Source organism: Sphingomonas hankookensis (genome assembly GCF_022664465.1).
Classification (GTDB): Bacteria; Pseudomonadota; Alphaproteobacteria; order Sphingomonadales; family Sphingomonadaceae; genus Sphingomonas; species Sphingomonas hankookensis.
On record NZ_JAKREV010000002.1, the window covers coordinates 774,002 to 794,021 of the forward strand.

Annotated in this window: 18 protein-coding genes and 1 pseudogene; 10 read left to right on the plus strand and 9 right to left on the minus strand. The window is 66.6% G+C overall.

Annotated elements, in window-relative coordinates:
- The first annotated feature begins 34 nt into the window (after nucleotides 1-34).
- The 3 genes from MF610_RS09080 (at nucleotide 35) to trhO (ending at nucleotide 3,004) form a co-directional block, all read left to right on the plus strand.
- Nucleotides 35-1,135, plus strand: a complete 1,101-nt coding sequence (locus MF610_RS09080) for a sensor histidine kinase (RefSeq protein WP_242195128.1) — start codon at nucleotides 35-37, stop codon at nucleotides 1,133-1,135.
- A complete protein-coding gene (locus MF610_RS09085; protein ID WP_242195131.1) occupies nucleotides 1,132-1,935 on the plus strand; it encodes a LytR/AlgR family response regulator transcription factor in 804 nt (267 codons plus the stop codon). Before MF610_RS09080 ends, MF610_RS09085 begins: the two co-directional genes overlap by 4 nt.
- Nucleotides 1,936-2,071: 136 nt before the next feature.
- The gene (trhO, locus tag MF610_RS09090; RefSeq protein WP_242195134.1) at nucleotides 2,072-3,004 is read left to right on the plus strand and encodes an oxygen-dependent tRNA uridine(34) hydroxylase TrhO; all 933 of its coding nucleotides are present in this window, start codon (nucleotides 2,072-2,074) and stop codon (nucleotides 3,002-3,004) included.
- A gap of 112 nt (nucleotides 3,005-3,116) precedes the next feature.
- On the opposite strand, the gene MF610_RS09095 is transcribed toward trhO, so the two are convergent.
- Nucleotides 3,117-3,407: a DUF3297 family protein gene (locus MF610_RS09095; protein WP_242195135.1), complete on the minus strand. Its 291-nt coding sequence runs from the start codon at nucleotides 3,405-3,407 to the stop codon at nucleotides 3,117-3,119.
- A 170-nt stretch (nucleotides 3,408-3,577) separates the two neighbouring features.
- Nucleotides 3,578-4,009: a hypothetical protein gene (locus MF610_RS09100; RefSeq protein ID WP_242195138.1), complete on the minus strand. Its 432-nt coding sequence runs from the start codon at nucleotides 4,007-4,009 to the stop codon at nucleotides 3,578-3,580.
- A 153-nt stretch (nucleotides 4,010-4,162) separates the two neighbouring features.
- Between MF610_RS09100 and MF610_RS09105 the strand changes: the two genes are divergently transcribed.
- Nucleotides 4,163-4,564: an EVE domain-containing protein gene (locus MF610_RS09105; RefSeq protein WP_242195141.1), complete on the plus strand. Its 402-nt coding sequence runs from the start codon at nucleotides 4,163-4,165 to the stop codon at nucleotides 4,562-4,564.
- A gap of 270 nt (nucleotides 4,565-4,834) precedes the next feature.
- Here the strand turns inward: MF610_RS09105 and MF610_RS09110 are convergent, their stop codons facing one another.
- Both MF610_RS09110 and MF610_RS09115 read right to left on the minus strand, forming a co-directional pair.
- Nucleotides 4,835-6,118, minus strand: a complete 1,284-nt coding sequence (locus MF610_RS09110) for an MFS transporter (protein ID WP_242195144.1) — start codon at nucleotides 6,116-6,118, stop codon at nucleotides 4,835-4,837.
- A gap of 193 nt (nucleotides 6,119-6,311) precedes the next feature.
- Nucleotides 6,312-7,139 (minus strand): 2-keto-4-pentenoate hydratase, encoded by an 828-nt coding sequence (locus tag MF610_RS09115; protein ID WP_242195147.1) that lies wholly within the window; start codon nucleotides 7,137-7,139, stop codon nucleotides 6,312-6,314.
- Between the two features lie 118 nt (nucleotides 7,140-7,257).
- Here MF610_RS09115 and MF610_RS09120 point away from each other — a divergent pair, with 118 nt between their 5' ends.
- Both MF610_RS09120 and MF610_RS09125 read left to right on the plus strand, forming a co-directional pair.
- The gene (locus MF610_RS09120; protein WP_242195150.1) at nucleotides 7,258-8,286 is read left to right on the plus strand and encodes a LacI family DNA-binding transcriptional regulator; all 1,029 of its coding nucleotides are present in this window, start codon (nucleotides 7,258-7,260) and stop codon (nucleotides 8,284-8,286) included.
- Nucleotides 8,287-8,431: 145 nt separating this feature from the next.
- Nucleotides 8,432-9,964 carry a carboxylesterase/lipase family protein gene (locus MF610_RS09125; protein ID WP_242195152.1) on the plus strand — a complete coding sequence of 511 codons (1,533 nt, stop codon included), beginning with the start codon at nucleotides 8,432-8,434 and terminating at the stop codon, nucleotides 9,962-9,964.
- A 70-nt stretch (nucleotides 9,965-10,034) separates the two neighbouring features.
- On the opposite strand, the gene MF610_RS09130 is transcribed toward MF610_RS09125, so the two are convergent.
- From MF610_RS09130 to MF610_RS09140, 3 genes and pseudogenes are all read right to left on the minus strand, one after another.
- Nucleotides 10,035-10,385 (minus strand): cupin domain-containing protein, encoded by a 351-nt coding sequence (locus MF610_RS09130; protein ID WP_242195345.1) that lies wholly within the window; start codon nucleotides 10,383-10,385, stop codon nucleotides 10,035-10,037.
- Nucleotides 10,386-10,421: 36 nt separating this feature from the next.
- Nucleotides 10,422-11,222 (minus strand): annotated as a pseudogene (locus MF610_RS09135) (ThuA domain-containing protein); the annotation flags it as partial.
- Nucleotides 11,120-12,490: a pectate lyase family protein gene (locus MF610_RS09140; RefSeq protein WP_380870968.1), complete on the minus strand. Its 1,371-nt coding sequence runs from the start codon at nucleotides 12,488-12,490 to the stop codon at nucleotides 11,120-11,122. The pseudogene MF610_RS09135 and the gene MF610_RS09140, both read right to left, overlap by 103 nt.
- A gap of 242 nt (nucleotides 12,491-12,732) precedes the next feature.
- On the opposite strand from MF610_RS09140, the gene MF610_RS09145 reads away from it, so the two are divergent.
- From MF610_RS09145 to MF610_RS09160, 4 genes are all read left to right on the plus strand, one after another.
- A complete protein-coding gene (locus MF610_RS09145) occupies nucleotides 12,733-15,570 on the plus strand; it encodes a TonB-dependent receptor (protein WP_242195155.1) in 2,838 nt (945 codons plus the stop codon).
- 23 nt (nucleotides 15,571-15,593) lie between these two features.
- Nucleotides 15,594-17,150: a family 43 glycosylhydrolase gene (locus tag MF610_RS09150; protein ID WP_242195158.1), complete on the plus strand. Its 1,557-nt coding sequence runs from the start codon at nucleotides 15,594-15,596 to the stop codon at nucleotides 17,148-17,150.
- A 92-nt stretch (nucleotides 17,151-17,242) separates the two neighbouring features.
- Entirely contained in the window at nucleotides 17,243-17,677 is a 435-nt protein-coding gene (locus MF610_RS09155) for a hypothetical protein (RefSeq protein ID WP_242195161.1), read from the plus strand.
- A gap of 67 nt (nucleotides 17,678-17,744) precedes the next feature.
- Nucleotides 17,745-19,016 carry an MFS transporter gene (locus tag MF610_RS09160; protein WP_242195164.1) on the plus strand — a complete coding sequence of 424 codons (1,272 nt, stop codon included), beginning with the start codon at nucleotides 17,745-17,747 and terminating at the stop codon, nucleotides 19,014-19,016.
- 24 nt (nucleotides 19,017-19,040) lie between these two features.
- Here MF610_RS09160 and MF610_RS09165 read toward each other — a convergent pair whose 3' ends face one another.
- Nucleotides 19,041-19,649, minus strand: a complete 609-nt coding sequence (locus MF610_RS09165; RefSeq protein WP_242195167.1) for a hypothetical protein — start codon at nucleotides 19,647-19,649, stop codon at nucleotides 19,041-19,043.
- A complete protein-coding gene (locus MF610_RS09170) occupies nucleotides 19,646-19,996 on the minus strand; it encodes a thioredoxin family protein (RefSeq protein ID WP_242195170.1) in 351 nt (116 codons plus the stop codon). The genes MF610_RS09165 and MF610_RS09170 overlap by 4 nt, the downstream gene beginning before the upstream one ends.
- Nucleotides 19,997-20,020: the final 24 nt, after the last annotated feature.

Sequence of the window (20,020 nt, forward strand, 5' to 3'; positions counted from 1 at the left end):
ACCGCCCCGCCGGGGCTACCCAATGTCGGAGCACATGACGCCGAAGCCCGCCATTTTCTCGCGCCCGTTCTTCGAACAGAAGAACCGCGCCTTCTGGCTGCTGCAGGCCGCCGGGTGGACCGGTTATCTGCTGCTGCGCTCGGTCTCGACCGTGGCCAGCGCCGCGTCACTGAAGAACGTGCTGGGCAATATCGTCGAGGTGATCGTCGGCTATTGCCTGACTCTGCTGATGAGCGTGCTGTACGGCTATTATCGCTCGCTGCCGCGCGTGCCGGCGATCTTCCTGACGATGTGCACGCTGTCGGCGGCGACCTTCGCCTATTCGCTGATCGACGCGTTCGTCTTCACCTTCATCCGTAACGTGTCGCCCGATGTCAGCCTGTCGCTGGTGCTGGGCACGTTGTTCCTGAACTTCACCGTCCTGACCGGCTGGTCGGCGCTGTATTTCGGGATCAATTTCTACCTGGTGGTCGAACAGCAGGTGGACGAGATGCGGATGCTGGAGATGCAGGCGTCGTCGGCGCAGCTCGCCATGCTGCGCTATCAGTTGAACCCGCATTTCCTGTTCAACACGCTCAATTCGATCTCGACGCTGGTGCTGCTCAAACAGACCGAAAAGGCGAATGTGATGCTCAGCCGGCTATCGTCGTTCCTGCGCTACACGCTGGCCAACGAACCGACCGCGCACGTCACGCTGGAGCAGGAGGTTGAAACGCTGAAACTGTATCTCGATATCGAGAAGATGCGGTTCGAAGATCGTCTGCGCACCAGTTTCGATATCGACGCCCGCGTCGCGCACGCGCGGCTGCCCTCGCTGCTGCTGCAACCGCTGGTCGAAAACGCGATCAAATATGCGGTCACGCCGCAGGAGGACGGGGCCGATATCGCGATCACCGCTCGACTGGCCGGGGATCGGGTGCAGATCGCCGTGTCCGATACCGGGCCCGGCTTGATCGACGGGCCGAAGCGGCCGACGCTCTCCACCGGTGTCGGCATACAGAATATCCGGGACCGGCTGGCACAGGCATATGGCCCCGACCATCGGTTCGACACCCGTTCGGGAGGCGGGGGCGGATTCGTGGTCGAGATCGAACTGCCGTTCCAGACGCAAGACGTTACCAAAGAGGCTGCATGACCATCCGTACCATCCTTGTCGACGACGAATCGTTGGCGATCCAGGGCCTCGAACTACGCTTGGCAGCGCATGAGGATGTCGAGATCATCGACAAGTGCATGAACGGTCGCGAGGCGATCCGCGCGATCAAGACCCACAAGCCCGACCTCGTCTTTCTCGACATCCAGATGCCCGGTTTCGACGGGTTCTCGGTCGTGCAGGGGCTGATGGAAGTCGAACCGCCGCTGGTGGTGTTCGTCACCGCGTACAGCGACCACGCGATCCGCGCGTTCGAGGCGCAGGCGGTCGACTACCTGATGAAGCCGGTCGAGGAATCGCGCCTCGCCGACACGCTCGACCGCGTCCGCCAGCGCCTGACCGAAAAGCGCGGCCAGGCCGAGGTCGAGAAGCTGAAGGAAGTGCTGGCCGAAGTCGCGCCCGACACCGCGGCCGAGATGGAGGCGGAGGGCGACGACGCGGTCGGCGCCAACCGTTTCGAAAAGCTCATCAACATCAAGGATCGCGGCCAGATCTTCCGCGTCGACGTCGACACGATCGAGATGATCGAAGCGGCGGGCGATTACATGGTCATCAACACCGGTGACAATTCGCTGGTGCTGCGCGAGACGATGAAGGACCTCGAAAAGCGGCTCGACCCGCGCCGTTTCCAGCGCGTGCATCGCTCGACCATCGTCAATCTCGACCTCGTCAAGCAGGTGAAGCCGCACACCAATGGCGAATGTTTCCTGATCCTCGAATCGGGATCGCAGGTGAAGGTCAGCCGCTCCTACCGCGACGTGGTGGCGCGCTTCGTCCATTAGAGGCTGCCTTCCCCCGTTTGAACCAGACGTCATCCCAGCGCAGGCTGGGATCTCCCGGTCAAAGCACGGGACAGGAGCCGCTTGAGGCCCCAGCTGGCGCTGGGGCGACGTTTCTGCCTGAGTGGATCAGAGGCTGATGGCCGAGATTAATGTTGCGGCGCTGTACCGCTTTGTTTCGATTGCCGATCCGCAAACCACCCGCGACGCACTGGAAACGGTGCTGGCGGGTGCCGGCATTCGTGGGACACTACTGATCGCGCCCGAGGGGATCAACGGTACCATCGCCGGCAGCGCGGACGGCATCGCCACCGCGCTCGCCGCGATCCGTGCCCTGCCCGGCTGTTCTGACCTGGCACCGAAGTTCAGTGCGGCGGAAACCATGCCGTTCCACCGGCTGAAGGTGCGGGTAAAGCGCGAGATCGTGACGATGGGTGTGCCCGGCACCGATCCGAACCGGATCGTCGGCACCTATGTCGCGCCCGCCGACTGGAACGCGCTGATCGCCGATCCGGAGACGGTCGTGATCGACACCCGCAACGCCTATGAGGTGAAGGTCGGCACCTTTGCCGGCGCGGTCGATCCGGGCACCGACAGCTTCCGCGACTTTCCCGACTGGTTCCGCGCGAACCGCGCCACGCTGCTGGCGGGCAAGTCGAAGGTCGCGATGTTCTGCACCGGCGGCATCCGCTGCGAAAAATCGACTGCCTTCCTGAAAGGCGAAGGGGTCGATGCGGTCTATCACCTCGACGGCGGCATCCTGAAATATCTGGAAGACGTGCCGGCCGAGGCCAGCGCGTGGGAAGGCGAATGCTTCGTCTTCGACGAACGCGTCGCTGTGGGACACGGGTTAGCCCAAGGCACCCACGCCCTGTGCCGCGGCTGCCGGATGCCGGTCAGCCCGGAAGACCGCGCCTCGCCATCCTTCGAGGACGGCGTGCAATGCCCCGCCTGTGCCGGCACCCGCGACGCGGCCACGCTGGCAGCAAAGGCGGAACGACATCGGCAGGTGACGCTGGCCGCGCGGCGTGGCGAGCAGCATGTCGGAGCGCGGATGGAAAGGGAAGCCTAGCCTCCACGATCCGCGCCACAAACGTCACCCCAGCGCAGGCTGGGGTCTCCCAGCGATGGAGCGCGCTCCTCGCCGCAGGAAGCCCCAGCCTTCGCTGGGGCGACGTTCTTTACTACTCGGCCCCGTCGTCCTTCGCCTCGTCCGCCGGCACCTCATCACCCTCGGCCGCCGTCTGGAAATACGCTTCCACCGGCCCCGACAGCTTGATCGTCAGCGGCTGGCCCTTGCGGTCGACCTTCTTGCCGAGGCCGACGCGGATCCAGCCTTCGGACATCGAATATTCCTCGACATCGGTGCGCTCGGCACCCTTGAAGCGGATGCCGATGCCGCGCTCCAGCGTCGGCTGGTCGAAATGCGGGCTGCGCGGATTGATCGACAGGCGATCGGGGGGCGTATCAGTCATGGGCGCGGCCCATGCCGCAAAACGCCGCACCCGCCAAGTGGAAAGGGCGGAGGACATGCTCCCCCGCGCGTTAGCCGTGCGGTGCCGGCCCGCTCCCCCACCCGGCCACCCACAGCGTATCCTGACTGGGTGGCCGGGTGGGCGAGCGGGCCGGCACCGTCTTTCAACGATCAGTTACATACGCGGACGCGGACGTTCTGATCGTAATAGGGATCGTAGCGCCGCTCGATCCAGCACCGCTGGTAGTTGTTGTAGCGATGGGCGTAATAGCCGTCGTTCGGATAAAAGCCGCGCTGGCGATAGAAGCGGTCGTCGTAATTATAGGCAAAGCCCCGATCGCGATAATAGCGATCGCGGAAGCGGCGGTCGTTCGCGCTCGATGCCAGTGCCGCGCCGATGGCGAGGCCGGCGATCCCGGCGACGACGGCGGTGCCGCCATTGCCGCGGTTGCGGTTCCAGCCGCGGTCCCAGCCCCGGTCGTACCCACGGTCCCAGCCCCGGTCATAGCCGCGACGCCATTGCGCGTCGGCGGGGGCGGCGGCGGTCAGCGCGGTGGCGGCCAGCGAAAGCCCCAGGGCCGCCTTGGTCAGCAAGGTGTTCATGCCAATCTCCTCGACATACATGGGGGCTAACGCGCCCCCAAAGTCCCGTCTTGTCACGTCGACGCATCTGCGCCGATGATCGATTCGGTAGCAGCAAGCGACTGAACGCACGCGGAACCGGGTATTCACCGGCCGTTTATGAAGAGGTTAACCATGGCGCACTGGCTGTTGAAGTCCGAACCCGACAGCTATGGCTGGGACGATCTGGTCCGGGATGGCGGGACCGAATGGGACGGGGTGCGCAACCATGCCGCCGCGAAGCATCTGCGCGCGATGGCGGTCGGCGACCGGGCGTTGTTCTACCATTCGGGCAAGGACAAGGCCGCGGTCGGCGTCGCGCGGATCGCCCGGACGGCGCAGGCGGACGGCGACGAAGGCTGGGTGTCGGTACGGGTCGAGCCCGACCATCCCCTGCCCCGCCCGGTCACGCTGACGGCGATGAAGGCGGAAGGGGCGCTGAACGACATGGCGATGCTGCGCCAGTCGCGGCTGTCGGTATCGCCGGTCAGCGATGCGGAATGGGCGGTGGTAATGGGGTTGGCCGCCCCCCAATGAATCCGTTGGGTTCGAGCAGCTTCGAGCTTGTCGAGAAGCGTCCGTCGAGAACGGGCTGCCCCAAACGGGACGTTCTCGACTATCGCTTCTCGACAAGCTCGAAGCTGCTCGAACCAAACGGTTAGGGGTTGAGCCCCACCCCCAACCGTTCGTACCGAGTTGAGATTGAGCGAAGTCGAAGGCCCGTATCGAAGCACCAGTCACAACCGGTCCTTCGGTACGCCACTGCGACTCGCTCAGCGGCTACTCAGGACGAACGGATGGGACTCGTCACGCCCCCTCCACCCGCGCCAACCGCGGCGACAACACATGCACCAGCGCCAGCGCCACGAAATACGCCGACCCGGCGACGAAGAACAACGGCGCATAGCTGCCGATGCCGTCCAGCACGTACCCGGCATACTTCGCCATCAACATGCCCCCGACCGCGCCGACCGTGCCGCCGATGCCGACGACCGACCCGACCGCCGCCCGCGGAAACAGGTCCGACGGCAGCGTATAAAGGTTCGCCGAGAACGCCTGATGCGCCGCGGTCGCGATGCCGATCACCAGCACGGCGACCCACAGATTGTCGATCGACTGGGCGAAGAACACCGGCAGCACCGCGATGGCGCAGACCAGCATCGTCGCCTTGCGCGCGAAATTGACGCTGCGCCCGCCCGCGATCAGCCGCGACGACATCCACCCGCCCGCGACGCTGCCCAGATCGGACAACAGATAGATCGCGACCAGCGGCGGCCCGAAGCTCAACAGGTCGAGGTCGTAGCGATCGCCCAGATAGCCCGGCAGCCAGAACAGGAAGAACCACCAGATCGGATCGATGCAGAATTTGCCGAGCGCATAGGCCCAGGTCTCGCGCTTGGTGATCAGCCGCCGCCACGGCAGCGCCTGCACCGGGTCGGCCGGGTCCTGTTCGATCCACGCCAGTTCGCCCGACGACAGCTTCCGGTGCTCGCGCGGCGATCGGTAGAAGACGAGCCACGCGACCAGCCATACCAGGCTGACCACCCCGGTCACCACGAACGCCATGCGCCAGCCATAGGCGACGGTCAGCAGCGGCACGGCCAGCGGCGTGATGATCGCGCCGACATTGGCCCCGGCGTTGAACACGCCGATCGCAAACGCCCGTTCCTTGGCCGGAAACCATTCGGTCACCGCCTTGATCCCCGCCGGGAAATTCCCTGCCTCGCCGATGCCGAGGCCGAACCGCGCCATCGCGAACTGCGTCACGCTATACGCGCCGCCATGGGCGATATGCGCGACCTGCCAGATGACGAACGCGACGGCATAGCCCATGCGCGCGCCGATCACGTCGACGATGCGTCCAAAGCCGATGTAACCGATCGCATACGCCATTTGGAAAAAGAAGATGACGTTGGCGAAGTCGGTTTCGGTCCAGCCAAGGTCTTGGGAAAGCGTGGGTTTCAGCACGCCGATCATCTGCCGGTCGACGTAATTAATGACCGTTGCCATGAACAACAGCCCCACAATGCCCCAGCGATACCGCCCGGCGCGGTGTACCGCGCGTTCGATGCCGTCCGCTTGTCCCGCCATTCACGCCTCCACTTGCATCCTCTGTGGATCGACCATTCTTGCCGGGCCGATTCCGCGTTGTTTTCAGTGCCACCCATGCCGCGGCATGTTTTTTCGAGCGGGTGACGGAAGTATCCTTACCCTTAAGCAACTGCGATCCGTGCCCCCGCGCAGGCGGGGGCCCAGGGCCCAGCAGTTCAGGCGTAGTTTATCATCAACCCTGGCCTCCCGCCTGCGCGGGGGTACCAACGGTCGGCGTGGAACCGCCCGCCGCCACGATCCCGCAAGCTACCCGCATCGCATCGAAATCCGCCTCGAACCGCTGCCCCGGCGCAACCTGGTGTACGCCGGTCACCGCCCCCGACGAAACCCATGTCCCCGGCGCCAGCACGATGCCGCGCGCGGCAAGGCAGTCGACCAGAAACGCCACCGCGCCGATCGGCCCGTCGAGCATCGTCCGCGCCGACGCCTGCCCGACGACCACGCCGTCGATCCGCGATTCCACCGGCCAGTCGATGAACGACAGGTCGCGCCAACCGGGCACTTCCGCGCCGATCAACAGCCCGAAATTGTTACCGTAATCGCTGATCGTGACCAGCGGCCCGTCGACGTTGATCCCGGCATAGGGCGAACTGGCGATCTCGATCCCGACATGCACCGCATCGACCAGTTCCAGTGCCTTGCCCAGCGACAGGCCGGTCCGCCCCGGCGCGGGGCTGCGGCCGATCCGCACGCAATATTCGGCTTCGGCGGCGGCAAAGCCATCGGCGATCACGCCCATGTCCTGCACCTCGCCGCCGACGACCTGATCGGCGAAGATCGGCCCGGCCAGCCGGTTGGCGCCCAATTGTCCGTCGAGCGGTGCGTTGATCCGTCCGACCTTCCACCCGACCACCTGTCGGCCGTCGAGCGCGATCGCCCGGTCCTGAATGGCATAGGCCTCGGCCAGCGTCGTCGGCGCGTCGCCGGGATAGGGCGACAACCCCGCCGCCTGCCGCCGCGCGGTGACGAACGCCTGCGCGATACGATCGCGATTACCCATGCCCCAGCCTCTCCAACCTTGTTCTTATTCGGTAACGGAAACCGGTGTCACGTACAAGTCGTCTAAATCGTCATGGGGGACATTGGCGGATCGTATCGGCCAAGCTATCGCTGGTTCCATGAAGAAAACGGGCCAGCCGACGATCAACGACGTCGCGCGACTTTCCGGCGTGTCCAAAAAGACGGTCAGCCGCGTCATCAACCAGTCGCCGCTGCTCAATCAGGAGACGCGCGAAAAGGTTCAGGCGGTCATCGCCGAGCTGGGATACATCCCCAATCCACAGGCGCGCGCGCTGGCACTGCGCCGCAACTTCCTCATCGCGCTGATCCACGATAATCCCAATGCGCAGATGGTGTTGCGCGTGCAGCAGGGATTGCTGGAGGTGTTGCGCGACACCGAATTCGAACTGCTGGTCCATCCGGTCGATCGCGGCGCGCCCGACATGCGCGATGAAATCCGCCGCTTCCTCGAACGCCAGCGGCCGTACGGCGTGATGCTGCTGCCGCCGATTTCGGAAAACGACGCGCTGGCCGCGCTCTGCGAACAGATCGGCTGCCGCTATGTCCGCATGGGATCGGCGGCGTTCGATGATCCGGCGCACATGGTGTCGTCGAACGACCGCGAAGCGGTGCGCGGCGCGATCGAGCATCTGCTCGCCGCCGGCCATCGCCGCATCTGCATGATCGCCGGCCCGCACGGCTTCCGCTCGGCGTTCGAACGGCAACAGGGTTATGAGGAGGCGATGGAGGCCGCCGGGCTCGGTGTGCAACGCACCTGGATCGCGCAGGGCGATTACCGTTTCGAATCGGGGATGCGCGCCGCCGAACGGCTGCTCGACCTGTCGCCGCGCCCGACCGCGATCTTTTCCTCGAACGACGAAATGGCGGCCGGCGCGCTGCATATCGCGCGCCAGCGCGGGCTCGACGTGCCCGAGGATTTGTCGATCGTCGGCTTCGACGACACCTCGATCGCCTCGCATCTCTGGCCACCACTCACCACCGTCCGCTGGCCGATCGCCACCATGGCGCGCGCCGCCGCGCTGAAGCTGATCGGTGAGGAGGAGGACGACGATGCCGAACCGGCCGAACCGACGATGTTCGTCTCGACCCTGATCCGCCGCGCCTCGGTCGGCAAACCGCAGCCCTGACTTGCCACGGCAGATGACACCGATTACCCTTCATCCAAACGATCGGCCGTAATCCGTCGCCCCAGCGCAGGCTGGGGCCTTTTTTCACGGGAGCGCGGCCCGACGCCACCGCCGGCAACGACCGGTTCCGGAAGGGAGAGGACCCATGACCCCGTCGATCGCCCGGCGCGACCTGATCGCCGGCGCCGCCGCACTGGCGATGATCCGTCCTGCCCGTGCCGCGGCCGGCGATCCCGTGGTCACCGCCCCCGGCGGCCGCTGGCAGGGCACGACCGAAGCTGGCGTCCACGTCTTTCGCGGCATCCGCTACGGCATCGACCCGACGACCCAGCGTTTTCAACCGGTTGGCGCCCCCACGCCGGTCCGCGACGTACAGCGCGCCACCGCCTTCGCCCTGTCCTGCCCGCAGCGTGCCAACATCGGCGACCAGCGCGAGGATTGCCTGTTCCTCAACGTCTGGACCCCCGATGCCCGCGTGGGCGCGAAACGACCGGTGATGGTCTATTTCCACGGCGGCGCGTACATGAACGGCACGGTCGTCGATCCGCTGGTCTACGGCCACCGCCTCGCCGCCGATGGTGACGTCGTGGTGGTGACGGTGAACCACCGGCTGAACGTCCTCGGCTATCTCTACCTCGCCCGGCTCGACCCGCGCTTTCCCGACAGCGGCAATGTTGGACAACGCGATCAACTGCTCGCGCTGGCATGGGTCCGCGACAACATCGCCAACTTCGGCGGCGATCCCGGCCGGGTGATGCTGTTCGGCCAGTCGGGCGGCGGGGCCAAGATCGCTACCCTGATGGCGATGCCCGCGGCCAAGGGTCTGTTCCACGCCGCCGCGACCATGAGCGGGCAACAGGTCACCGCGTCGGGGCCCCTGAACGCCACCCGCCGCGCCGAGGCATTCCTCGCCCGCCTGAAAGCCACCCCGGCCGACGCCGCGACGCTGCCCGTCGCCCGCCTGATCGACGCGCTGTCCGCCGAGGACCCGATCCTGGGTGGCGGGGTCTATATGGGGCCGGTGCTCGACATGCGTTCGCTGGAGCGCCACCCCTTCTGGCCCGACGCGCATTCGCTGGGCCGCGCCATCCCGCTGATTCTGGGCAATACCCGCGAGGAAACCCGCGCCTTCATCGCGCCGCAGGCCGGGCTCGACTGGAGCAATCTGGCCGCACGGATCGCCCCGCAACTGCGCGTCGACGCCCCGCCCGACTGGGTCGTCGCGCAGTATCGCGGTCATTTCCCGACGATGACCCCGACCGACATCCTCTACCGCGCGACCACCGCCGGGCGCAGCTGGCCGGGACAGGTGATCGAGGCGGAGGCCCGGGCCGCCGCCGGGGCGCCGGCCTGGGTCTATCAGCTCGACTACAGCTCCCCGCTCCGCCCCGGCGGCGGTGCGGCACATACCGACGACATTCCGCTGGTGTTCGGCACGCTCGATGCCCCCGGATCGATGAGCGGCACCGGTCCCGCCGCCCGCGCCCTGTCGCAGCGGATGATGGCGGCGTTCGTATCGCTCGCCCGCCACGGCCATCCCGGCCGCGACTGGCCGCGCCACGCGCTGCCCGGCCGCGCGACGATGGTGTTCGACACGACCAGCCGGGTGGTCGACGACCCCCGCCGCTGGGAACGCGAACTGTTTGCCCGGTTTCCGTATATCCAGCCGGGGACGTGAGCCTGCGAAACGGCCACCTTCTTCCGTCAGCCCGGGTCAAGCGCGGGGTGACGATCAGGACATCGCCCCCTCAGCGCACCGGTACCGCCAGCGGATAGCTGATCGTCAACGCCAGCGGCTTGACCCCACGCTGCGCGATCCCGACTTCAGCCCCGGCATAGAGGTAGACGGTCATTCCCGCGCCCACCCGCCGGGTCGTGCCGTCGCTGGTCACCTCACCCTCGCCCGACACGACCTGATACACCTCGTCATGGTCGATGCGGTGGACGCCGATCGCCGCGCCCCTGTCGAGCGTGCGGCGGCGGAACTCCATCGTACGTCCGGGTACGCGGTCGGTGATGCGCCATGCGGTGCTCATGCCGAGGTTCCCATGCGGTGGCGCTTCGCGGACGCGGGTGGCGGCTTCGTCGATCACGACCATCGCCGGCGCCTTGGCCCGGCCCGCCGCCCAGTCGAGCGCCCCGCCGACATGAGACAGGACGCGCGGATCGGCCCAATTCTCTTTGGCGTGGCCCAGCCCGGTATAGAAAACCCGCCCCTTGCCGACCCGATGCGCCCAGGCGAGCGGCTTCGGGTTCACGTCACTCGCCCCGATCGATTGCGGATCGAAGGTGAGCAACTGGTCGAGATCGGTCGACAGGTCGCGAAAGCCGTACCATTCGTCGGCAATGCGAAACCGTTCGGGCAACCCGTTGACCGCCGGGTGGCGGTGCTGGGTCCGGGTGACTTCGGCTTCGGGGGTTCCCGGCGGGTGCTGGGCGAAGCGGCCGCCGATCATCCGTGCATACCACGGCCAGCTATAGTGCGAATCGGCGGCGGCATGGATCGCCACCATCCCGCCGCCGCCCTCGACATAGCGTTGCAGCACGTCCCGCCGCGGCCCGACGAACCATTCGCTCTCCGTCTTCTTCGGATCGGTCGTCGTCGACACCAGCACGATCGCCGCATAGTCGAGCGGCGCATCGAACACCGCCGGATCGTCGCTCGCCACCGGCTCCATGCCGCGTTCGCGCGCCAAACTGGTCAGCGCTACGACGGCGGCGGGAATCGAATCATGCACGAACCCGGTCGCGCGGTGGAACAGCAGCACGCGCGGCGCGGCCAGCGCCGAGGTCGCGCACAGCAGCGCCGCCGCGACCGTCAGCAATCGACCGATCACTGCCGCATCGCCCGGTCGCGCGCCGACAGCGATTCCTGGATCGGCCCCGTCTGCCCCGGATAGCGTCCCGATTTCGGCTCCATCGTCACCAGATCCCATTCCGCATCGACAAAGGGTGCCGCGGTCGGCACCGGATGCGGATATTCACTCACTTCGCGTTCGTCGTCGATGATCTTTCCACGCCCTTCCGCCACGAAGAACAGCACGCGGATATCGTCGGCGTCGCGGTCCCACGGACGGGCACCGGCATTGGCCAGCACATGCGTCTCGACATCCTGCGCCGGCAACACCGGCAAGCCAGTCGGCCAGACCGGCGGCGTCTTCACCTCGATCAGCTTGGCGCGGGTCACGCCGTAGCGGCCGAACATCGGCAGCGGATTGCCATGCTTGTCGACCGCGACATTGTCCCGCTCGTGATAGCGCAGGTCGCCATCGCCACCGAGCATCAGGAACGGCAGCCCGTCATCGGTCGACGGCCCGCCGCGCATGACGTTGCCGACCGCCGACAGCTTGCCCTCCTGATAGTCATGCCCCGCCCATTCGAGCGCCATCAGGTTATAATGCACCGCGCGCGTACCCGGATCGTAGATCAGGTTGTTGACCACTGCCGCCTGCACGCCACCTTTCAGCAGCGGGCTGCGTTCGACATTATGGGCGTAGACGTTGCGCCAGATCAGCACGCCGGTCGCATTGTCGTGGATCAGCGAGCCCTTGCTATGCTCGCCCTTCGGGTGACTGGCGTCGGCAAGGCCTTCGGCGAGCAGATTGTAGCTGAAGGTGATGTTATGGCTGGTACCGCGGCGCCAGTCGTAGGGGGTGGTGCCGGTGAAGCGCGGACCGGAGGCGGAAAGGTTTTCGTCGAGCGCCCAGCTCATCGTGCAATGGTCGACGATGACGTTGTGCGCCGACACGGTGTTCATCGCATCGACCTCCCACCCCGACCGCTTGGGCTGTCCGTCGAGGCCGGGACGGACGCGCAAATGGCGGACGATCACGTCGTGCGCGCGGATGTCGATGCCGCCGCGGATGAGGGTGATGCCGGGTGACGGCGCGGTCTGCCCGGCGATAGTCAGGAACGGTTCGGTGATGGTCAGCGTGGAGCGACCGAGATCGATCACCCCGCCCACTTCGAACACGACGATGCGCGGCCCCTTCGCCTCCAGCGCGGCCTTGAGCGATCCGGGACCATCGGCCGCCAGCGTCGTCACGCGCAGAATGCGTCCACCGCGCCCGCCGGGCGTCACCGCCGCCCAGCCCTGAGCCCCTGGAAAGGCGATGGCAGCGACCGGCGTAACGGTCCCCTGCGCCACAGCGACGGTACCGGAAAACGCGGCGGGCAGCACGCCGCATAGCGCGAGCGCAATCATTCGGGTCATATCGATTTCCTCTCCGAGCGGTTCTTGACAGCTTCGTCGCGACGGCACAATGTCGCGTTGACACCGGTTTCTCAAGCCGAAAACGGCAAGACCGGAATCCTGGACCGCCACTTGGCGGTTCGGGGAGGATCGACGGAGGTACGGGCCGAACCGGGAACCGTGCCCCTGACAGGCGATGGCCGATCGGACGCAGGAAATGCGCCCGGTGTCATCGGACAGGGAGAGGGATTGCCATGAAGTATCGCAACCGCCGCCACGGCATGCGCGCACTGCTCGCCGCGACGTCGTTCATCGCCGTCGCCGGGGCCGCACAGGCACAGGACGTCACGCCAACGCCCAGCGAACCCACCGCGACCGAAGAGGCCGAGGGCGAGATCATCGTCACCGGATTCCGTGCATCGCTGAACGCCGCGCTGAACGTGAAGCGGCAGGCGGTCGGCGCGGTCGACGCGATCGTTGCCGAGGATATCGCCAAATTCCCCGATCAGAACCTCGCCGAGTCGCTGCAGCGTATTCCCGGCATCGCGATCCAGCGCGACGGCGGCGAGGGCCGCGCGATCACCGTCCGTGGCCTCGGATCGCAATTCACCCGCGTCCGCGTGAACGGCCTCGAAACCGTGACCACGTCGAGCGACGGCGCCTCCGCCAACCGCGACCGGTCGTTCGATTTCAACGTCTTCGCCTCCGAACTGTTCAGCTCGATCGTGGTGCACAAGACCGCCGCGGCCGATCTGGACGAAGGGTCGCTGGGCGCGGTCGTCGACCTGAACACCGGCAACCCGCTGGCGGGCAAGTCGGGCTTCACCTTCGTCGGATCGGCGGTCGCCAACTATAACGACCTGTCGAAGACGGTCGGTCCGCGCTTCGCCGGACTGATCGGGTGGAAGTCGCCCGACGGGACGCTAGGCGCATCGATCTCGGCGGCGTATCAGGATACCGAGACCAAGGAGATCGGCAACAACACCGTGCGCTGGGCACAGGCGCGGTTCGATTCGGTCGACGGCACGCGGTGCTGGACCGCCCCCAATCGCGGCGGCACGTACATCCCCGGCGCGGCGTGCGACAAGGCGGCGCTGTCGTTCCACCCGCGTATCCCGCGCTATGGCGAGGTGACGCACAACCGCGAGCGCCTCGGCCTGACCGGCAGCGTGCAATGGGCCCCGACCGACGCGACCAAGGTGTCGATCGACGGCCTGTATTCGCGCTTCCGTGCCGACCGGCGCGAGAAATGGGGCGAGGTGCTGCTGCGGTCGAACGAGCGGCAGATCGACGTGCTCAACCCGACCTATGATTCGAACAACAACATGGTGTCGGCGACGCTGAACGACGCATGGGTCCGCACCGAGCATTTCTATCGCCAGTCGCAGACCGAATTCTACCAGATCGGCGGGACGTGGGATCAGGACGTCAGCGATACGTTCCGCTTCACCCTGCTGGGCGGCTATTCGAAGTCGGACGCGAGCGTGCCCGTTGAAACGACTTTGGTGTTCGACGATCGCGATGCGCAGGGCTATCGCTACGACTACAGCGACAAGAATTCGCCGCTGCTGTCGTTCGGCACCAGCGTGACCGACCCGGCCAATTTCCAGTTGGCCGAAATCCGCGACCGGCCTTCGGACGTGGTCAACCAGTTCAAGACCGCGCAGCTACGCACCGAATGGGACGTGACCGAAGGGTTCAAGGTGCGCGCCGGCGGCGTGTGGCGGCGCTACGATTATGACATCACCGCCTTCACCCGCGACACGGCGGTGTGCGGCAATGGCGGGCGCGATCTCGTTCTCGGCACGATCACCTGTTCGCCGACCACCGCGTTCGGTCCGACCGCCGTCTATGGTTTCCAGGCGACCCCGGCGCTGTCCGAGCTGTTCACGCTGAAGGGTGCGAAGGTGCCGACCGGCACGACGACCCAGTGGCTGATCCCCAATCTCGACGCCGCGACGCAGTTCACCGGCCTCTACGACCGTCCCCTCGCGCTCGACGTCGGCAATAATCGCGGCGTGGTGGAAGAGACGAAGGGCGGCTACCTGCAATTCGATGCCAAGGGCACGGTCTTCGGCCTCGAATATGCCGCCAATGCCGGCATCCGTTACGTCCGCACCGATCAGTCGTCCTATGGCATCAATAGCGGCGTGAACGTGACGGTGAAGCGCGATTACGAGGACTGGCTGCCCTCGATGAACGTCGCGCTGTATCCCACGCCCGACATCATCGTGCGCGGCGCGATCGCCAAGGTCATTACCCGCCCGTCGCTCGGCAACCTGACGCCGGGCGGTTCGGCCGACGGCTTCAACTTCCGCGTGACCAGCGGCAATCCGTTCCTCGAACCGTTCCGCGCCACGAATTACGACCTCGCTGCCGAATGGTATTTCGCACCGCAATCGGCCTTCTCGGTCGCGCTGTTCCGCAAGGATATTGCGAGCTTCCCGGTATCGGTCACGCGCAGCGGCACCTTCACCGAAACCGGCCTGTCGCCCTCGGTCCTCGTGCCGTCGTCGCCCGCCGCGGTGAACCCGGCGCTGCAGGGGCAGGATATCTGGACGATCGCAACGACGACCAATGGCGAAGGTGCCTCGCTCGACGGGATCGAGGTCGCGTTGCAGGCACCGTTCCGCTTTCTGCCCGGTTCCTTACGTAACTTCGGCGGGATCGTGAACGCGACCTTCGTCCGCTCCAACGCCGATTACACGCAGCAGGGGCCGGCAACGGTGCCCGGCGGCGCGCTGCCCACGGTGACGCGCAACGAGACGCTGTACAATGTGTCGAAGCGGCAGTTCAACGCGACGCTGTATTACGAGGATGCCAAGTTCAGCGCGCGCACCTCGGTCGCGTATCGCGGGCCCTATGTCGATGGCGGCTCGGGCACCGGCAACATCTTTGAAGGCTATGACTCGATCGCCAATGTCGACGCGTCGATCCGCTACAAGCTGACCGATTTCCTCGAACTGTCGCTGGAGGGCACGAACCTGACCGACGCCTATCGCCGCCGCATCGTCGACGTCGATGTGCGCCGCAATTACGAGAACAACCATTTCGGGCGCACGCTGCTGGTCGGCGCGCGGGTGAAGATGTGAGCGGCTTCTCGCGGCGGGGAGTAATGGCGGGGGCCGCGCTGGGCGGTGCCCTCGCCGCGCTCCCGGCCGCGGGGGCGGCACCCTCTCCCGCCCCGGCGTGGCGCCGTGGGTATGACAACCAGCGCGTCGCCGATCTGGGCGACGGGCGGTTCCTCAACCCGTTGATGGCGGGCGACCATCCCGATCCGACGATCCTGAAGGATGGTCGCGATTATTACATGACCTTCTCGACCTTTGATTCCTATCCGGGGCTGGTCATCTGGCACTCGCGCGATCTGGTGAACTGGACCCCGCGTACCGCCGCGCTGACGACGAACATCGGCGCGGTGTGGGCGCCCGAGCTGACCAAGCACAAGGGCCGCTATTATCTCTATATCCCGACCAAGAACCCGACGACCAGCTGGGTGATCTGGGCCGATCATATCGATGGGCCATGGTCGGAACCGATCGACCTCAAGCTGCCCGACCATATCGATCCGGGCCATGCCGTGGGGGAAGACGGGTCGCGCTGGCTGTTCCTGTCGGGCGGCGACCGCATCCGGCTGTCCGACGACGGGCTGAAGACGGTGGGCAAGGTCGAACATGTCTACGACCCGTGGCGCTACCCCGACACCTGGGACGTCGAGGGGTTCAGCCCGGAGGGACCGAAGGTCACACGGCGCGGCGACTGGTTCTACCTCGTCACCGCCGTCGGTGGCACGGCGGGGCCGCCGACCGGGCATATGGTGATCGCCGCCCGGTCGCGGTCGATCCATGGCCCGTGGGAGCATCATCCAGGGAACCCGATCGTCCGCACCACCTCGCTCAGCGAAAAATGGTGGTCGCGCGGCCATGCGACGCTGATCGAGGGACCGGACGGCAGTTGGTGGTCGGTCTATCACGGCTATGAGAACGGTTATTGGACGCTCGGGCGGCAGGCGCTGCTCGATCCGGTCGAATGGACGCCCGATGGCTGGTTCCGGATGACCGGCGGCGACCTGTCGCAACCGATCGCGAAGCCGAAGGGCGGGCAGGCGGTGCGCCACGGGCAGGCGTTGTCCGACGATTTCGCGAAGCTGGCGCTCGGCACCAAATGGAATTTCTTCCGCCCAACGCCGCAGGACCGTGCGCGTGCGCGGGTCGAAGGTGGCGCGCTGTTGCTCGATGCGAAGGGCAAGGCGCCGTCGGACGGTGCGCCGCTGCTGCTGATCGCGGGTGACACCGGCTATCGCTTCGAATGCGATATCGAGATCGCGCCGGGCGGGACCGCCGGGCTGATCCTGTTCTACGACGACCAGCTCTATTGCGGGCTGGGCTTCGATGCCGACCGGTTCGTGACGCATCAATATGGCATCGAACGCGGGCGCCCGGCCAATCCGCATGGGGCAAGGATGCGGATGCGGGTGACCAACGACCGGCATATCGTGTCCTTCCACACCAGCGGCGACGACGGCGCGACATGGCGACGGTTCGACCGTGGGATGGAGGTATCGGGATACCACCACAATGTGCGCGGCGGCTTCCTGATGCTGCGGCCGGGGCTGTATTCGGCGGGCAGCGGTACTGCTAAATTCCGCGATTTCCGGTTCACTGCACTGTAGGGCGGCGCCCCTGTCGCCCCGGGCTTGACCCGCGGTGACGTTGGGTTGCCGAACCGGTGCGGATCGGTAATCCTTCAACGATGTGCCGTCTGTTGCCGATCCTGTTATTTGCCAGCGCCTGCACCCCTTCCCCGCCAAGGATCGACCGGATCGACCTTTGGCTGCCGGGCGTGGAGGTGCGGATCGATGCGCAGGGCAAAGGCTGGTTCCGCGAAGCCGAGCCCAGACGGGAAGGCCGCTTTGCCCTTACCGCACCGCAATTGACCGAACTGATGGCAACCCTCGAACCACTGCGGCGATCCAAAGACGCTTTTCCCGAGAGCGACATGTGGAAGCGGATGCGGACGCCCTGCACCGGACACTACGTCACCGATCAAGGCGGCGTAAATGTCCACTGGACCGGTCCGGAACTTGACCGCTGGGCGATGGTCGATTTCGGCTGCGAACCGGACAACAATGCCGACAGCAACGCACGACTGTACGCGGTGCTGCACAGCCTGCCGGTGCGGGCGCAGCCGTTACCCTGACGACTACGCAGAGCCCGCTTGCCGCTTACCCGATAACCGTTCACCACCGCCTGCGAAGGGAATGGCGATGAACGATGGCAGCACGCAGCACGGCATTTCGCGCGGGTCGATGACCATCGCCGCCTTTTCGACCGTGGTCGAATGGTACGACTTCACCCTGTATCTCTACCTCGCGACCCTGTTGTCGCGTGTCTTCTACGGCGGGGGTGCGGAGTCGCTGGCGGCGACGCTGGGCGGGTTTGCGGTGTCGTACCTGATGCGGCCGCTTGGGGCGCTGGTGTTCGGGCAGGTCGGCGACCGGTTCGGGCGGCGGCGGATGATGCTGTGGTCGATGGCGCTGATGACGGTGGCGATGCTGGGGATCGCACTGCTACCGACCCGCGCGGCGATCGGGCCGGCGGCGGGGTGGCTGTTGCTGGCACTTCGCTGTGTGATGGCGTTCTCGGTGGGCGGCGAATATACCGGGGTCGTCGCCTATCTCTACGAAGGCGCCCGGCCCGAGCGGCGCGGGCTGGTGACGTCGTCGGCCTCGGCGGCGAGCGAGGTCGGCGGGCTACTCGCGGTCGGCATTTCGGCGGCGACGGTCAGCCTGATGCCGACCGCGCAGCTGGAGGCATGGGGCTGGCGCATCCCGTTCTTCGTCGGTGCGGCGCTCGCGGCGACGATCGGCATCGCGCGGTCGACCTTGCAGGAATCGCCCGAATTCGAACGGCAGCAGGCCATCGGATCGGTCCCGTCCAACCCGTTCGTCCATGCGATCACCCATCACCGCACCGCGATCGCGCGCGGCTTCGCCATATCGGCGCTGGGGTCGATCACCTATTATGTCGGCATCGTCTATGTCCCGTCGTTCCTGACCGGAACCGGTGCGATGGGCGAAGGCGCCGCGTTATGGCTGTCGACCACGGCGGCGGTGATGGTGATCGCAGTAACGCCGCTGGTCGGGCTGTTGTCGGATCATGTCGGGCGCAAGCCGGTGCTGCTGACCGCGTGCGCCGGGGCCGCGATCCTGCCGATGACAATGTTCGCATGGATGGCGGGCGCAGGGTCAGCCGCGCTGATCGGCGCGCTGGTGCTGGCGGCGCTGGGCGGTACGGTGAGCGCGGTCGGCGCGGTCGCGACCGCCGAACAGCTGCCGGGCGAAGGGCGGCTGACCGGGCTGGCGCTCGGCGCGACGGCGGCGACGGCGATCTTCGGCGGCCTCACCCCGCTGGTATCGCACCTGCTACTGGAGGCGACCGGCTGGGTGATGGTGCCCGGCGCGATGATCGCCGTCGTCGCGGTGGCGGTCGCCCCCGTGCTGCTGACCCTGCGCGAGGGGGCGGTGCGGCGAGGCTGACGGTTCGGCCGCTGGCCTACCTCGTCAGCGTGCCGCGCCAGCCAGCCATGCGGCGACCTCGCGCTGGAACCCGAGATACGCGGTGTTGACGGTGTGCAGGTTGAACGCGAACCGCCGTTCGAGCGCCGGATCGGTGGTGCGGAACAGCGCGGGGATGTCGTCGCGCGCAGGCTTGGTCACGCCGTCGCCTTCGGCAATGGCGGACAAGATCGTATGGGCGGCCGCTTCGTCCGCCGCGCTCCACCCATTGGCGAGCGACGCCTGATGCGCGCGCACCGCACAGATCGCGTGCAACAGCTCGACCAGCCCGGCGCGTGCCGTCGCCAGCGGCCATGCCGCCGCCTCCGCCACCCGCCCGTGGAGACCGACATCGGCATCCGCATGCTCGGACAGGTCGATCGCCCTGCGCCGCAGCGTGCTCCAGATCGCATCGTCGCCCTCACCGTCACGATGTGCCGTGAACAGCGCCTCCATCACGTCACTGGCCGCCGCCGGCCATGGTCGCGTTGCTGCCAGCATCCAGCACAGCAGCCGCGTGGCGTCGTCGGCCCCGGCCAGCGCGGGGTCGGTCGGCACGACCCCGAGCGTGCTGCGCAGGTTCGCGATGGCGGGCGATACCGTGTCGCTGCTCATGCCAGCGCCTGTCCCCGCGCGAGCGTATCGTCGAGCAACAGCGACAGTCGGGTCCGGGTCAGCATGCCGACATGGCGATCGACCTCCTGCCCGCCATGCCGCAGCACCAGCGTCGGCACGCCGCGCACCCCGAAGCTGTCGGCCAGCGCGGACGATGCTTCGATATCAATCTTCGCCACGGCGACCCGCCCGGCATAGCTGTCGGCGACGTCGTCGATCGCCGGGGCCATCGCCTTGCACGGTCCACACCATGTCGCGCCGAACACCAGCAGTTGCAGCCGGTCGCCCGCGGCGGCATCGATCGGATCGAGCGAATTGCCATCGATCGAGAGGATGGAAGAGGTCACGGATAAGCCCTTTGTCAGGAGGAA

What these genes read in the sequence shown, in the direction of transcription:
- MF610_RS09080 (WP_242195128.1), top strand. Translation starts at nt 35, where the DNA reads ATGACGCCGAAGCCCGCCATTTTCTCGCGCCCGTTCTTCGAACAGAAG.
- MF610_RS09085 (WP_242195131.1), top strand. Translation starts at nt 1,132, where the DNA reads ATGACCATCCGTACCATCCTTGTCGACGACGAATCGTTGGCGATCCAG.
- trhO (WP_242195134.1), top strand. Translation starts at nt 2,072, where the DNA reads ATGGCCGAGATTAATGTTGCGGCGCTGTACCGCTTTGTTTCGATTGCC.
- MF610_RS09095 (WP_242195135.1), bottom strand. Translation starts at nt 3,407, where the DNA reads ATGACTGATACGCCCCCCGATCGCCTGTCGATCAATCCGCGCAGCCCG.
- MF610_RS09100 (WP_242195138.1), bottom strand. Translation starts at nt 4,009, where the DNA reads ATGAACACCTTGCTGACCAAGGCGGCCCTGGGGCTTTCGCTGGCCGCC.
- MF610_RS09105 (WP_242195141.1), top strand. Translation starts at nt 4,163, where the DNA reads ATGGCGCACTGGCTGTTGAAGTCCGAACCCGACAGCTATGGCTGGGAC.
- MF610_RS09110 (WP_242195144.1), bottom strand. Translation starts at nt 6,118, where the DNA reads ATGGCGGGACAAGCGGACGGCATCGAACGCGCGGTACACCGCGCCGGG.
- MF610_RS09115 (WP_242195147.1), bottom strand. Translation starts at nt 7,139, where the DNA reads ATGGGTAATCGCGATCGTATCGCGCAGGCGTTCGTCACCGCGCGGCGG.
- MF610_RS09120 (WP_242195150.1), top strand. Translation starts at nt 7,258, where the DNA reads ATGAAGAAAACGGGCCAGCCGACGATCAACGACGTCGCGCGACTTTCC.
- MF610_RS09125 (WP_242195152.1), top strand. Translation starts at nt 8,432, where the DNA reads ATGACCCCGTCGATCGCCCGGCGCGACCTGATCGCCGGCGCCGCCGCA.
- MF610_RS09130 (WP_242195345.1), bottom strand. Translation starts at nt 10,385, where the DNA reads ATGGTCGTGATCGACGAAGCCGCCACCCGCGTCCGCGAAGCGCCACCG.
- MF610_RS09140 (WP_380870968.1), bottom strand. Translation starts at nt 12,490, where the DNA reads ATGATTGCGCTCGCGCTATGCGGCGTGCTGCCCGCCGCGTTTTCCGGT.
- MF610_RS09145 (WP_242195155.1), top strand. Translation starts at nt 12,733, where the DNA reads ATGAAGTATCGCAACCGCCGCCACGGCATGCGCGCACTGCTCGCCGCG.
- MF610_RS09150 (WP_242195158.1), top strand. Translation starts at nt 15,594, where the DNA reads ATGGCGGGGGCCGCGCTGGGCGGTGCCCTCGCCGCGCTCCCGGCCGCG.
- MF610_RS09160 (WP_242195164.1), top strand. Translation starts at nt 17,745, where the DNA reads ATGAACGATGGCAGCACGCAGCACGGCATTTCGCGCGGGTCGATGACC.
- MF610_RS09165 (WP_242195167.1), bottom strand. Translation starts at nt 19,649, where the DNA reads ATGAGCAGCGACACGGTATCGCCCGCCATCGCGAACCTGCGCAGCACG.